This window comes from Acinetobacter sp. BEC1-S18-ESBL-01 (assembly GCF_014169935.1).
Lineage (GTDB): Bacteria > Pseudomonadota > Gammaproteobacteria > Pseudomonadales > Moraxellaceae > Acinetobacter > Acinetobacter pittii.
The window spans coordinates 1526129-1539792 of the sequence record NZ_AP022302.1; the positions used below are offsets into that span (position 1 = coordinate 1526129).

At 39.1% G+C, this 13664-nt stretch carries 11 protein-coding genes; 8 read left to right on the forward strand and 3 right to left on the reverse strand.

The genetic code is table 11. The features are described 5' to 3' along the window. Positions 1-46: 46 nt before the first annotated feature. The gene (locus tag H7R46_RS07120) at positions 47-901 is read left to right on the forward strand and encodes a MaoC family dehydratase (RefSeq protein WP_005068744.1); all 855 of its coding nucleotides are present in this window, start codon (positions 47-49) and stop codon (positions 899-901) included. A 71-nt stretch (positions 902-972) separates the two neighbouring features. Further along, complete coding sequence (locus H7R46_RS07125) at positions 973-2232, forward strand: serine hydrolase domain-containing protein (protein ID WP_005068746.1); 1260 nt, start codon at positions 973-975, stop codon at positions 2230-2232. Positions 2233-2279: 47 nt separating this feature from the next. On the opposite strand, the gene H7R46_RS07130 is transcribed toward H7R46_RS07125, so the two are convergent. Further along, positions 2280-2858, reverse strand: coding sequence for a TetR family transcriptional regulator (locus H7R46_RS07130; RefSeq protein WP_005068748.1), 579 nt, complete (start codon positions 2856-2858; stop codon positions 2280-2282). Between the two features lie 125 nt (positions 2859-2983). Between H7R46_RS07130 and amvA the strand changes: the two genes are divergently transcribed. The 6 genes from amvA to H7R46_RS07155 all read left to right on the forward strand — a co-directional run bounded on the left by amvA (position 2984) and on the right by H7R46_RS07155 (position 11903). After that, complete coding sequence (gene amvA, locus H7R46_RS07135; RefSeq protein ID WP_005068752.1) at positions 2984-4462, forward strand: multidrug efflux MFS transporter AmvA; 1479 nt, start codon at positions 2984-2986, stop codon at positions 4460-4462. Between the two features lie 258 nt (positions 4463-4720). Beyond that, positions 4721-6502, forward strand: coding sequence for a metalloendopeptidase CpaA (gene cpaA, locus H7R46_RS07140; RefSeq protein WP_005068754.1), 1782 nt, complete (start codon positions 4721-4723; stop codon positions 6500-6502). A gap of 22 nt (positions 6503-6524) precedes the next feature. After that, complete coding sequence (gene cpaB, locus H7R46_RS07145) at positions 6525-7157, forward strand: metalloprotease secretion chaperone CpaB (RefSeq protein ID WP_005068756.1); 633 nt, start codon at positions 6525-6527, stop codon at positions 7155-7157. A 123-nt stretch (positions 7158-7280) separates the two neighbouring features. After that, positions 7281-9350, forward strand: a complete 2070-nt coding sequence (locus tag H7R46_RS07150) for a DNA polymerase III subunit gamma/tau (RefSeq protein ID WP_086260930.1) — start codon at positions 7281-7283, stop codon at positions 9348-9350. Positions 9351-9495: 145 nt separating this feature from the next. Beyond that, positions 9496-9648, forward strand: coding sequence for a hypothetical protein (locus H7R46_RS19290; protein WP_155237546.1), 153 nt, complete (start codon positions 9496-9498; stop codon positions 9646-9648). A 26-nt stretch (positions 9649-9674) separates the two neighbouring features. After that, positions 9675-11903 carry a phosphocholine-specific phospholipase C gene (locus H7R46_RS07155; protein WP_032012971.1) on the forward strand — a complete coding sequence of 743 codons (2229 nt, stop codon included), beginning with the start codon at positions 9675-9677 and terminating at the stop codon, positions 11901-11903. Positions 11904-11952: 49 nt separating this feature from the next. Here H7R46_RS07155 and H7R46_RS07160 read toward each other — a convergent pair whose 3' ends face one another. Together H7R46_RS07160 and H7R46_RS07165 are read right to left on the reverse strand one after the other, a co-directional pair. Next, positions 11953-12387: an acyl-CoA thioesterase gene (locus H7R46_RS07160; RefSeq protein WP_005068761.1), complete on the reverse strand. Its 435-nt coding sequence runs from the start codon at positions 12385-12387 to the stop codon at positions 11953-11955. Beyond that, on the reverse strand, positions 12387-13544 hold the full coding sequence (locus H7R46_RS07165) for an iron-containing alcohol dehydrogenase (RefSeq protein ID WP_005068766.1): 1158 nt from the start codon (positions 13542-13544) through the stop codon (positions 12387-12389). The genes H7R46_RS07160 and H7R46_RS07165 overlap by 1 nt, the downstream gene beginning before the upstream one ends. Positions 13545-13664 lie beyond the last annotated feature (120 nt).

Consider the following 13664-nt stretch of genomic DNA (forward strand, 5'->3'; position numbering starts at 1 on the left):
GCATCCCTTTTTTATTCAAAAATCTATAAATTATAAAAGGTTAGGTATGAATACTCGTCATTTTAGCCAGCTACCAAAAGCGGCATTGGCTTATCCAAAAGTAGTGCAAGGTTTAATTTTTAAAAAGCCGAAAGGTCCAAAAATATTACCGCAAGTTGAATATGTGGTAGATACTTTAGAAATTGATCAGAACCACCTCAAAGCTTATAACGAAGTATGTGGCTTTCAAAATAATGGCTTTGTACCAGCAATTTATTTAGCGGTGCTTTCTCAAAGTTTGCAAATGCACATGATGACAGCAGAAGCCTTTCCATTTCCAATTTTAGGTTTAGTGCATATCCGTAATCAGATTAAACAGACCAGACCAATTGCTGTGACTGAAAAATTAACTTTGTCATGTAAATTTGGGGAACTAAAACCGCATGATAAAGGTGTTCAGTTTGATTTTATTACCACGGCAAAAGTTGGCAATGAAGTGGTGATGGAAGGCTTAACGACTTATTTATCTCGCCAAAAAGTCGAGAAAAGAGTAGGTGAGAAAGCCAAAGAAGAACAAGCACCAGTTTATGTTCCTAAGGCAGAGTGGGATATTTTAGAAAACACAGGCCGCCGTTATGCGAAAGTGTCTGGTGATTTTAACTTAATTCATATTCATGCCATTACTGCTAAAGCATTTGGCTTTAAGCAAGCCATTGCGCATGGTATGTGGAGCAAAGCTAAAGCATTAGCAAACCTTGAATTACCAAATGCTTATGAAGCAGATGTATGGTTTAAGCTGCCAATGTTCTTGCCATCAAAAGTTGAGTTTTTAACTGCAAATGCAGATAAAAAGACTGATTTCTTGATTCGTAATGCCAACTCACAAAAACCGCATGTTGCAGGAACTGTAAAAGCATTATAAAAATATTAGCAGCCTGAACAGAGGTTTGGGCTGCTTTTGAGCAAAATAACAAAAAATGCAAGGAACTTCATGTGATTAAAGAGATTTTACTGGCCGATACCCATAACTATCACGGTATTTTGGATGAACGTTTTATTGATTTAGCTCACCAGTTTAGCCGTCTTCAAGATGCTAGAACAGGACAAGGTGGAGCTGCTTTAGCGGTTTATTTTAGAGGTCAGAAAGTTGTAGATATCTACACTGGTCTAAAATCACAAACCGAAGCTTGGCAACCTGACACATTGGCAGTTTGCTATTCTACAGGTAAGGGCATACTTGCAACTTTAGCGCATATTTTAGTAAGTGAATGTTTTTTAGAATACGACAAACCGATTGCGACTTATTGGCCTGAGTTTGCTCAAAATGGAAAAGAGCAAATGACATTGCGTCATGTGCTAAGCCATCAAAGTGGCATGTTTGATGCGCGAAATATCATCGAAAGTGCGCGAGAAATGCTCGACTGGTCACACATGTTAGATGTGGTCGCGGCGACTAAGCCAAGATTCCTTGCAGGAGAGGGTAATGCTTATCAAGCTTTAACATTTGGTTGGCTTGTCGGTGGTGTACTTGAAAAAGCAACTGGTCAATCTTTAGATCAGCTCATGCAAAAATATCTTGTTGAACCGTTGCAGTTAGACGGCGCTTATTTTGGGACGCCTGCAAATGAGTTGGATCGTGTAGCACGTTTAATTATTCAACCAAAACCAGAAAAACCAGCGTCTACTCAAGTTGAAAAACCTAAAAAGCCACAGACGCGCAAGAGTTCACTCTCTGAAAAAATGATTACTTGGACTGGACAAGACCCTCAAGACTTTCAAGATGCCATGATTCCAAAAGGAATGAAACATCTTAGTTTCTTTAGTGACGAGGGGTTGCAAGCAGTCATTCCAGCAGCAAACGGCACATTTACTGCAAATAGTCTTGCTAAAATTTATGCGATGCTAGCAAATCAAGGTGAATGGGATGGATATCAAATTATTCGCCCAGAAGTATTTAAAGAGCTTAGCACCATCCAAAGTTATGCACGTGATCGTGTTATGCCAATTCCGATGAATTGGCGTTTAGGCTATCACCGTATTATTACCATGGGTAAACGCGCTAAAAATGGATTTGGGCATATTGGTTACAATGGTTCAGGAGCGTGGTGCGATCCTGAGCGTGACCTCAGCTTTGCTTATACCCATAACTTCCAGATTGGTTCAATCACAGGTGATTATCGTTTGTGGGGACTGACTCAAGAAGCCTTACGTTGCACCGACCAAATTTTAAAAGGTCGTAAAGGCTGGTTCTAATTTTAGTATTTTAAAGCTGGCATTCTAATCAATGCCAGCTTCTATATTTATAATAATTCTAGGCGAATAATCGCTTCGGTATGGCGCTTGAAGTCTTCTTCAGCTAAACCTTGTAAACCAAGTTTATAAATACCTTCTAAGCCGCAAACAAAGGCAATGAGTCGCCATGCAATGTCTGTGGAATTTGATCTGTTTTTAAATTCGCCTTCTTTTTGGCCACACTCAATCGCTTGCACAATTGTTTGATGCCAACTTTGCATAGCAAGGTTATAAGCCTTTTGTATTTCAATATCTTGCTCAATCAAGAGTTCAGCTTCATTCCATAAACGTAAGTAGGGCTGAAGTCTGTCTATGTTTTCTGCACCCAATAGGATGAAGAGTCTTTGAAATTGGCTGGTTGTTTGGAGAGTTTGTTCAATTTCATCGAGCTGTTCCATCAGCTTTAAAAAAGCTTCAGCTTTTAAATGAGATGCCGAAGAAAAGTGGTGGTGAACTTGTCCGGTAGAGGTTTGCGCTTCTGTTGCGATTCGGCGTACCGTCATGGCTGTAAAACCTTCAGCCAAAGCGACTTGCATGGCAGCTTGCAGAATCATTTCTCTACGTTGATCGCGATTAAGATAGGCCATGTTTCTTTCACCTGACTGAATTCGACACAAATTACATTAAAACTAAAAGTTGGACAAGTGTCCAATTGTGTATATAATAACCATGATTTGAACACATGTCCAAGTTTTGGATATTGAAGAGCGTTATGCAAAAAAAATGGTTAATCCTGACAATTATCGTCCTTATTTATTTACCGGTTACAATTGATGCAACGGTGATGCATGTTGCAACACCATCTTTAAGTGCAGCATTGAATTTAACTGCCAATCAGCTTTTATGGGTTATTGATATTTATTCACTGATTATGGCGGGTTTGATTTTGCCAATGGGCGCACTCGGTGATCGTATTGGCTTTAAAAAATTATTATTTATTGGAACTGCAGTTTTTGGTGTCGGTTCTCTAGCTGCTGCCTTTTCTCCAACAGCTTACGCGTTAATTGCTTCCCGCGCTGTTTTAGGTTTAGGGGCAGCCATGCTTATTCCAGCCACTTTATCCGGCATCCGTAATGCCTTTACCGAAGAAAAACAGAGAAATTTTGCACTTGGTCTTTGGTCTACAGTGGGTGGTGGTGGAGCAGCTTTTGGTCCATTAGTCGGTGGTTTTGTACTAGAACACTTCCATTGGGGAGCTGTATTTCTTATCAATATCCCGATTATTTTAGTGGTTCTGGTCATGATTGTGATGATTATCCCTAAACAACAAGAGAAGACTGATCAGCCAATTAATTTAGGGCAAGCTTTAATTTTGGTTGTAGCCATTTTAAGCCTGATCTATTCAATCAAATCGGCTATGTACAGCTTGTCGATACTTACAGTCGTGATGTTTGTAATTGGTATAAGTACTTTAATCCACTTCATTCGAAGCCAGAAAAGAGCTATGACGCCAATGATTGATCTGGAATTGTTTAAACATCCAGTGATTTCTACCAGCATTGTCATGGCTGTTGTTTCCATGATTGCTTTGGTTGGCTTTGAATTACTTTTGTCTCAAGAGTTGCAGTTTGTACATGGTTTTTCTCCATTACAGGCAGCCATGTTTATTATTCCATTCATGATCGCGATTAGTTTAGGTGGTCCATTAGCCGGAATTTGCTTGAATAAGTGGGGACTTAGACTTGTATCTACTGTTGGTATTTTAATAAGTGGATTTAGTCTATGGGGGCTTGCCCAGCTTAACTTTTCAACTGACCATTTTTTAGCATGGACATGTATGGTCTTTTTAGGCTTTAGCATTGAGATTGCCTTACTTGCTTCAACTGCTGCAATTATGTCATCTGTACCTCCGCAAAAGGCGAGTGCAGCAGGTGCCATTGAAGGGATGGCTTACGAGCTTGGGGCTGGTTTGGGCGTTGCTATATTTGGGTTAATGTTATCTTGGTTTTATAGTCGTTCAATTATTTTGCCAGAACAGCTCCCAACGGACTTAATTGAAAAAGCGAGTATCTCGATTGGAGAAACCATGCAATTAGCGTCTAACCTTGAAAATCCTTTGGGAGGACAATTAATTGCAGTTGCGCAGCAAGCTTTTAGCTATGCCCATAGTTGGGTGCTTACCATTTCTGCTATTTGTTTCTTCCTTTTAACTGTATTTGTCTGGCTGAGCTTTCCAAAGAAAGTAAATTAAAACTAAAGGATAAAAAGAGAGACTACCTTTCTTTTTATCCTTAAATATCTTTTTAATATTTTCTACATATTAAAAATTGGTTATTTAATTCTCATAAATAAACTATTCTTTAAAAAGGTTTATATTTTTATTTCAAAATGATTCAGTAGTCATGTAATTGAAATTTAATGAAAAATTACTTGTTGTGAAATTGACTGTGTAAAAATGGTTTGCTAACCTGCTATTCGAAAAATCTAAAAACAAATAAAAGAGGTTGCTGTGAATTTTAAATTAAAAACATCACTCATTATTGGAGCAATTGTTGCGTCTTCACTTGTATATGCCGCAACTGTACTTTCACCAAATCAGAATAATAATAGTGGATCAATTCCATCCGGTTATTCAGATTTAGAATTTAATCTGGCAAATGGGAATTGGGTCAAAAACCTCACTTTACCCACAAGCGCTAATAATTTAGACAAAATTACAATTCGTTCTAGTGCTGCCTATAGTAGCTATTTAGATACTTCTAATACCAATATTCCGTTAGAAGTATTAAAGATAAATAGTGGAGATGTTTATCAATTTATCTTTAATAGCAGTCAAAATAAATGGATCGCTCAGTTAGCAACAGTGAGTCCTACCAATGGTGCGACTTATGAAGTCGTTCCATTAACAACTGCATCTATGCAAAAAGTACTTATTCAAAATGAAAAATGGGCACAAACCATTGCATTACCGAGTGACGTACGTGACGGAACAACCGTACAAGTTGTTTCTATAGCAAGTGCAAGTTCGGACATTGATAAAACAAATTTACTATTCCCGAGCAGTTTTACATTAAAAAATGGCTCTGAATATTGGTTTAAATATTATTCTGCTTTAGGAAAATGGGTTCCTGAATATATAAAGCCTCAAAAGCTAAATGTGCAGCAAATTGGAACGTCATTAGCGACAGTTAATAGTCCACTTACAGAAGTTTCATTTGGAGATGGAAACTGGGTTTCCAATTTCACTTTGCCGACTACTGCAAGTGATCGGGATAGAATTATTATCAAGTCTACTGCAACTTGGTCTGCAAAAATTAATAATACAAATATTAATAGCCAAGCGACCCTAACGCTTAAAACGGGCGATCAATATGAGTTTATGTATGTAAGCGACAAAGGATATTGGCAACTGATCTCTTCACCTACAAAGGTTATTGATTCAACGGCAATAATCCCTGCAACTTTACCGAATATGACTCAGCCCACTTTAAAAGTGAAACTGTCTACCTCAAATTGGCAGCCAACCTTGCAACTACCTGCTAAAGCTCAAGTCGGGGATAAGGTGGTTATTGTGTCAAATGCATCGGCAGACACCTATATTAATGCTGCTAATGGCTTGTCTACCGCAATTAAAAATGGTGAAAATCGCCGTTTTATATACACCGCTCAAGGCTGGACAGTAGATAGTTATACAATTGATATGTTGTTGGTTTCTAGCCCAGAGGTAAACTCAATTTTAGGAGAGAGCGCTGCAAAACTTAGAATGATTGAAGGTGTGAACTTAACGAATTTAACTGCTGACAATTCGAATGCACGTTTTTACTTAAGAGATGTAGGTTATCTAACTTATAAAATTCCTGCTGCCACTTTAAAAGAAGCAATTTCTACTGGACGAGATGACACCACGGTACAAAATGAGCGAAAACGTGTATTGGCAGACGGTGTCTATTATCAGGGTAATGAACCAGGTGATGGCGGTTGTGGTTGGGCTTGGATTAATGCTTCTGCATATAACATGATTGGCGCAAATGATATTGCAGGTTGTTCTTTCGCTGCTATGCGTCATGAAGTCGGGCATAATCTTGGCCTATACCATAATGGTTCAACCAATATTGGTTCAGGCTTTGCTCATCCGTTAGGAAGTACAGCAATGGGTGGTAATAATATTAATTTTTATTCGAGTCCATACCTATACAACCCTAAATATGGTGTACGTTTAGGTGTAGAAGGAAAAATTGATGCTGTCAGTGTCATTAATCTGAATGTACAGAAAATTTCTCTATATAACTAATTTCTATTTCTAGCTGTAAATAATGAAGAAAAATAAATTGTTAATAGGAACTGCTATCGCTTGTGTGGCATTAGCAGTTTTAATCTGGTTTGCCTTTCCACAGCAAAGCTCTTCTGCTTTAACGTCTTCTTTAGAAAAGGGGCAAGGGACTGGGCAAAAAATGGCAGAGAATCAGAATGAATTGGCTCGTCAAAATATACTGAATTTGAGTCCGTCCGAAAAAGAAAGATTGTCTCAGCAACAGATTATTTTTAATGAAATAGAAAAGGATCAACTACCTTCTAATATTAATTTTCCACTGATTAAAAATGCAGAAGGTATGGTCATTAAATATGATCCAAATGTTATTGAACTTAAAAAAGTGGGCGACACTGTTAAGTTCCAAATGTTGGAATATGGCATTAATCGCACGGGTAAAATTGTAGAGATTGAACCTGTTGACCAAGATATTGTTCGGTGGACCGGTAAATTTGATCAGGGCGATCCGAATCAAAATTTCTTTACCATTACTCAAAGTCAAAAAGACCACTATACTATCATGCAAATTTTTACCGAGAAGGGAAATTATTCGGCTGAAATTAAGGATGGTGTGGGGCTCGTGCAAACGATGGATGAGGGGGTTACAGATCAGGAGTTACACCATGATCATCCTTAGACAAATAAACGGTTCTGGTAGAGAAAAGAAGCCAGTTCGCAGTTTATCTGTACGGATATGAGCTTTATGCGTTCACACTCTTTTAAAAACAAAGTATGCTTATGCCTGTAACAAGGAGCATACATGTATCAAGTACTTGCTAGAAAATACCGTCCACGTAATTTCAATGAGTTAGTGGGACAAAACCATGTTTCTCGTGCATTAAGTAGTGCATTGGAACGCGGTCGTCTACACCATGCTTATTTATTTACAGGAACGCGTGGTGTAGGTAAAACTACAATTGCACGTATTTTAGCCAAGTGTTTGAACTGTGAAACGGGTGTGACTTCTACGCCATGTGAAGTTTGTGCAACGTGTAAAGCGGTAAATGAAGGCCGTTTTATTGACCTGATCGAAATCGATGCTGCTTCAAGAACAAAAGTAGAAGATACGCGTGAACTTTTAGACAACGTTCCTTATGCGCCAACGCAAGGACGTTTTAAGGTTTACCTGATTGACGAAGTACATATGCTATCGACGCATTCTTTTAATGCGTTATTAAAAACATTAGAAGAACCACCGGAACACGTTAAGTTTCTGTTTGCTACGACTGACCCACAAAAGCTACCGATTACGGTTATTTCACGTTGTTTGCAATTTACTCTACGACCTTTAGCTGTCGATGAAATTACCAAGCATCTTGGCGCTATTCTCGAAAAAGAACAGATTACTGCTGACCAAGATGCAATTTGGCAAATTGCTGAATCTGCTCAAGGTTCACTGCGTGATGCATTATCTTTAACTGACCAAGCCATTGCTTATGGTCAAGGTTCAGTACATCATCAAGATGTTAAAGAAATGCTTGGTTTGATTGATCGTACGATCATTTATGATTTGATTTTGGCGATTCATCAAAATCAACGTGAGAAAGTTAGTCAGCTTTTATTGCAATTTAGACATCAAGCGCTAGATGTTTCACTTGTGCTTGATCAGCTCATTTCGACATTGCATGAATTGGCAATTTTGCAATATCTACCTGATTTGAGTTTGAAATATAGCGATGAAATCAATCGCAAAATCATGCAATTGTCTAAGCTGATTTCTGCTCAAGATTTACAGCTTTATTACCAAATCGCATGTAAAGGACGTTCAGACTTGCAACTTGCCGTGACGCAAGAGCAAGGCTTTGAAATGTGTGTTTTACGCTTATTGGCATTCCGACCTTTAGCGCCTAATGAAATTGTGGTATCAGAGCCTGTTCAACAAAATGAGCAAGCAGTGGTGAGTTTGAGCCAACAAGTTCAGCAAAAAGCTCAGGAGATTACTCCAGTAAATACGGTTCAACCTGTTGAAGTTATTAACCAGCCAACTATGGTTGAACCTGAACCTGAACCTGAACCTGAACCTGAACCTGAACCTGAACCTGAACCTGAACCTCAGTCTAATCAGGATTTAATGGTATTTGACCCAAATCATCATGAGTTGATTGGGCTTGATTCAGCAGTTGTTCAAGAGACTGTTAGTGTTCTAGAGGAAGATTTCATTCCTGTACCAGAACAAAAGTTAGTACAAGTGCAAGCAGAAACACAAACTAAAAATATTGAACCTGAACCAGCTTTCACTGCTGAACCTATGGGTTTATTTGAAACGCCTAGCGCTGAATTTTCGCTGGCCCAAGATACGCCTGATCTTGCCTCTGAACCTGTTATTGAGCAGCAATCATTGGTGCAGGCTGAAGTTGTTGAAACAGTTGCCGTTGTAGAAGAGCCTAGTGCAACTGATCACGGTCAGTTGATGCCTCAAGATATCTTGAAGATTTCTCCTCAAGTTTTAGAAGGTGAATGGACACTCGAAAAGTGGGAATATTGGTTTAGAAATAGTCAGCTTTCTCCAGCTGTTCAAGAACTTGCTCAACATGGTGTGATGACTGGCGAAATTGGTGGCAATACTATTTTCCATATTCCTCAAGAATATGAAAATATGCTGACCCAATTACAACAAGGCCTTATTGATGCATTAAATGAGCAATGGCCGAATACTCAATTTACAGTTGAATATGGTGCTTTGAATACATCTACCCCTTATACCATTCAAAGTGCACGTAAAGAAAAAGCCTTTCACCGAGCAGCTGAGCTATTACAGCAACAGCCAGTTATTAAGAGTCTCATAGAAACTTTTGATGGCGAACTACAAAATATTCAATTAAAGCCTTAAATTCATCTGATTTTTGATCTGGTGCAGAATATGAAAATAATAGAATTTTCATATTTTTCACTGGATTGAAATATTTGGGTCATGTCACTGTCATTGTACTTTTCTATGTTAGCCATTTTAGATTTTAAATGGACTATATATCGTCATGAAAAGGCAATGCACTGGAATAAATAGTTTTAAATATTCATATTTTTTATTAATCGGCGCGCTTCTGCTGAGTGGTTGTAACGACTCGGCAAATGATAATTCAAATACACCAGATACAGGTAAAAAGCCTGTAATGCGCTGTGCCCCATAAACTTAAATAATAAAAAGAACCTGATCATGATTACACGTCGTAAATTTTTAAATTACTCTTTAAATATGGGTTTTGGTGCTGCGGCATTGGCAGCTTTCCCATCTAGTATTCAAAAAGCTTTAGCAATTCCTGCAAATAATAAAACTGGAACCATTCAGGATGTCGAACACGTTATTATTTTAATGCAGGAAAACCGATCTTTTGACCATTACTTCGGAACATTAAAAGGCGTCCGAGGGTTTGCCGATCGTTTTACGATTCCTTTGCCAAGTGGCCGCCGTGTTTGGGAGCAGCTTAGAAGTAATGGGCAAGTTTTAACGCCTTTTCACTTAGATGGTACAGCCAATAATGCACAGCGTGCAGATGGTACGCCACATACTTGGAACGACAGTCAGCTGGCTTGGGACAATGGGCGCATGGCGAACTGGCCAACTCATAAAACTGATATCTCAATGGGTTATTTTAAAGAAAAAGAAATTCCATATCAGTTTGCGCTTGCGAATGCTTTTACGATTTGTGATGCCTACCATTGCTCTATGCACACTGGAACAGATGCAAACCGTTCTTATCATTTAACGGGTACAAATGGCGCAACACCGACCAAGCGTTCATTTGTAAACAATGAGTGGGACTGGATTGATGGTAACCCAGCGACGGCAGACCGTGGTTATACATGGAAAACTTATGCCGAACGCTTAGAAGAAGCAGGGGTAAGTTGGATTTGTTATCAAAATATGCCAGATGAATGGGGCGATAATATGTTGGGTGCATTTCATTCGTTTAGAAAGGCCAACATTGCATCTGGCTATCCTGTTTCAAGTGGCGGCGAACCGAATAAACCATATGCTGATACGGGTCAAAAACTACCTTATAAAGCCTATGATGCTGCGACCGATAATGCCAAAAATCCACTTTATAAGGGCATTGCAAATACGCTACCGGGCAATAAACCAGAAGAATATCTTGACGCTTTTAAACGCGACATTCGTGAAGGTAAGTTACCTCAAGTCTCTTGGATTAACGCGCCATCGATTTACTGCGAACATCCAGACCCTTCAAGTCCTGTCCAAGGGGCATGGTTTATTCAAGAAATTATTGATGCTTTAACTGCTGTGCCAGAGGTTTGGAGTAAAACAGCACTTATTATCAATTTTGATGAAAATGATGGTTACTTTGACCATGTACCGTCACCATCAGCGCCATCACGACTTAAAAACGGCCAGTACGCGGGTAAATCGACATTAAGTAGTGCCGATATGCAGGACGAATACTTTGACCATGCCGCGCCTGAAGGAAGCCATTCACAGCCTACACCGGATGGACGAGTTTATGGACCAGGCCCTCGTGTTCCGTTATATGTGATTTCCCCATGGAGTCGTGGTGGTTGGGTGAACTCACAAGTGTTTGATCATACTTCTGTGCTCATGTTTTTAGAAAAACGTTTTGGGGTTAAAGAGCCGAATATCAGTCCATATCGCCGCGCAGTGTGTGGTGATTTAACTAGTGCATTTAACTTTAAAACGCCAAATGCAGATATTTTACCGCAGCTGAATGGTAAACAAACACGTGTACAAGCAGATGAGTTAAGAGAAAATCAAGAAGCTTTACCAGCTGTACCTGTACCCACGGATACAAAGTTACCGATTCAGCAAAGTGGTATACGTCTTTCACGTGCGTTACCTTACGAGCTACACACCAGCGCACGCTGTAATACTGATGGCAAAGTGCAATTGATTTTCTCTAATACAGGTACGCAAGCAGCGGTTTTTCATGTATATGACAAGCTCAACTTGGACCGTATTCCAAAGCGTTATATTGTAGAGTCGAATAAAACTTTAGATGATGAATGGGATGTTTTAAAAGATAACTTGGGCCGTTACGACTTATGGGTACTCGGTCCAAATGGCTACCATCGTCATTTCAAAGGGGATACTCAACGTATTGTTGATAGTGGGGTTAAACCTGAAATTCGAGTGTGCTATGACATTGCCAATGGTGATGTTTATGTCGAACTTATGAATGATGGTACTAAGGATGCAATATTGACGGTAAAACCGTGTGCATATCGACAAGATGCGCCGTTACAACTTACCGTAAAAGCGGGACAGGTTGTTAAGCAACATTGGGCTTTAGCTGATGTAGGGCATTGGTATGATTTTGAAATCACCAGTCAGAGTGATCCATATTATTACCGACGTTTTGCTGGTCGAGTCGAAACGGGTGAAGATTCCTTTAGTGATCCTGCAATGATGTAAGTCAAGACGAGGCAAAAAGAGCTGTTTATTTTCTTTTTTGCCTCATTTTTTATAATAAGAAATTCTCTAAAACCTCACGAACTGTCTCGGAAATTGGCACAGTCTTACGCGTTTCGCGATCAACAAAAACATGCACAAAATGTCCTTGAGCTGAGGCTTGGTCCTGACCTTGTTTAAAGATTGCCAATTCATAGCGCAATGAAGTCGTACCGATTTTACCAATCGCAACACCTACTTGAATAATTTCTGGAAATGATAATTCCTGAAGAAAACTACAAGCTGAATCGACCACTAAGCCAATTGCTTTTGCTTCATGAATATCAAACCCTGTTTTTTGGATGAGCAAAGCATTGGCCGCTGTATCAAAGTAGCTATAGTAAGTCACATTATTCACATGACCATAAATATCGTTATCTGCCCAACGCGTTTGAATGTCTAAAAAGAACTTAAATTGATCTCGATTTTTTAAAACTGGTTTAGTCATTAATGAATCGCCTGATAAATAGCCAAAGCAGCGGCTTCTGTCATGTCTCGTGGGTTATTTTGTAGTAAGCGAGTTTGCAACATAGCATCTTGAGCAAGCCGAGGTAAGCTCAACTCATCAATACCCAAATCTCTAAGTTTTAAGGTCAAGCCACTACGGTCTAAGTGGTTCTGCATATGGTCAATAAATAAATCACACAAGCCATCAGTGCTGCCATTGCTGTATGGATCGAGCCATTGCATAAGCTCTGCATAGTATTTTTTTGCATTGGGCGCATTAAATTTTAATACTTCAACCAACACTAACGCATTGGTATGCCCATGCGATAAATGAAAATGACCGCCCAATGGGTAAGCTAAAGCATGTACAGCGGCAACAGGCGAGTTTGCAAATGCTTGACCTGCTAGCATTGAACCGAACAGCATGTTTTGACGTGCTTCTAAATTATTACCATCTTTAAGAACTTTCGGTAAGTTATGGTTTAGTAGCTTCAAAGCATTCTTAGCTAAAATATCGGTGTATATATTCTTCTTGTGTTTAGAAGTATATGCCTCAATGGCATGTACCATCGCATCGATACCTGTTGCAGCGGTAATATGTGCTGGAAGGTTTTGAGTAAAAGTAGCATCAAGAATTGCAGTGTCGGCGTATAGTACTGGAGAGACAATCCCCATCTTTGTCGTCTCACCTGTAGTGACAATTGAGATTGGCGTTACTTCTGAGCCTGTACCAGCTGTAGTAGGAATCAAAATAAGCGGAAGACGAGCTGTAGTGACCTGATTCACGCCGTACATCTCTTGCAAACTTTGGGTCTGGTTAGGGTGGGCGAGTAAAGCAATAACTTTTGCAACATCTAGAGAACTACCACCACCAAAACCAATAATGGCATCAACATTTTGCTGTTTTGCATAATTGGCTGCATCTAGTACTACTTGTTCAGGCGGATCAGCTTGCACATCGGCATAGATGACATATTCAATATTGAGGTTATCTAAAATTTGCAGAATGGGACGGTGTAATTGATTTTTAACCATGCCTGCATCGGTGACTAGCAATAACTTACGGTAAGCTTTTGACGAAAAAACATTTTGTAATTCTTGTATAGAGCCTAAGCCAGAGATGATATTTGGAACAGTTTGAAATTGAAAATGGCTCATATACATTATTTCCTTATTTTTGAACATTATTGTTGAATGGTTCTATAAGATTCAATCTCCAAATAAGTTAGCATAAGAAACTTTAAAATAAAGTAGTTCTGAAGTGACTATGCTTTTCTT

Bases quoted from the DNA above. Each gene is read 5' to 3' on its own strand.
- H7R46_RS07120 (WP_005068744.1), top strand. From the start codon at position 47: ATGAATACTCGTCATTTTAGCCAGCTACCAAAAGCGGCATTGGCTTAT.
- H7R46_RS07130 (WP_005068748.1), bottom strand. From the start codon at position 2,858: ATGGCCTATCTTAATCGCGATCAACGTAGAGAAATGATTCTGCAAGCT.
- amvA (WP_005068752.1), top strand. From the start codon at position 2,984: ATGCAAAAAAAATGGTTAATCCTGACAATTATCGTCCTTATTTATTTA.
- H7R46_RS07160 (WP_005068761.1), bottom strand. From the start codon at position 12,387: ATGACTAAACCAGTTTTAAAAAATCGAGATCAATTTAAGTTCTTTTTA.
- H7R46_RS07165 (WP_005068766.1), bottom strand. From the start codon at position 13,544: ATGAGCCATTTTCAATTTCAAACTGTTCCAAATATCATCTCTGGCTTA.
- H7R46_RS19290 (WP_155237546.1), top strand. From the start codon at position 9,496: ATGAAAAGGCAATGCACTGGAATAAATAGTTTTAAATATTCATATTTT.
- cpaB (WP_005068756.1), top strand. From the start codon at position 6,525: ATGAAGAAAAATAAATTGTTAATAGGAACTGCTATCGCTTGTGTGGCA.
- H7R46_RS07150 (WP_086260930.1), top strand. From the start codon at position 7,281: ATGTATCAAGTACTTGCTAGAAAATACCGTCCACGTAATTTCAATGAG.
- H7R46_RS07155 (WP_032012971.1), top strand. From the start codon at position 9,675: ATGATTACACGTCGTAAATTTTTAAATTACTCTTTAAATATGGGTTTT.